At 57.7% G+C, this 511-nt stretch carries 1 protein-coding gene; it reads left to right on the top strand.

The window, feature by feature from the left end:
- Positions 1-511 (top strand): NfeD family protein (locus ACQY6F_RS19110; RefSeq protein ID WP_428776713.1); only part of this gene is annotated, 511 nt, incomplete at both ends.

The raw sequence follows: 511 nt of genomic DNA, 5'->3' as shown, positions 1-511 counted from the left end.
AATGCCGTTGAGTCGGCCGAAAGCCTCTCTGCCGAGGATGCGCTGCGTTTGGGCGTCATCGACCTGATAGCCGACGACACCCCTTCCCTGCTCGAAAAAGTGGACGGTCGAAGCGTCAGACTGCTGGGGACCCGGACGACACTTCAGACAAAAGGGAGTATCGTCATCACCTTTGAAGCGGACTGGAAGAGTCGTTTCCTGGCCACGATCACCGACCCCAACATCGCCTATATCCTGCTGCTCATCGCTATATACGGCATCTTCTTCGAACTGATGAACCCCGGTGCCCTCTTTCCCGGCGTCATCGGCCTGATCTGCGGCGTTATCGCCCTCTATGCCCTCAACATGATCCCCTTTAACTATGCCGGCCTGCTGCTGATCGTTCTGGGAATCGCCTTTATGATCGCCGAGGTCTTCGTTTCGGGATTCGGCATTCTGGGCATCGGGGGCGTCATTGCTTTCGCCTTCGGCTCGCTGCTGCTCTTTGATGCCGAGACCCTCGGCAGCAGTG

It is taken from the genome of Vibrio sp. (assembly GCF_050299255.1).
Classification (GTDB): Bacteria; Pseudomonadota; Gammaproteobacteria; order Enterobacterales; family Vibrionaceae; genus Vibrio.
The sequence above is the reverse complement of the archived record's forward strand: the minus strand, read 5'-3'. Positions and strand labels throughout refer to the sequence as shown.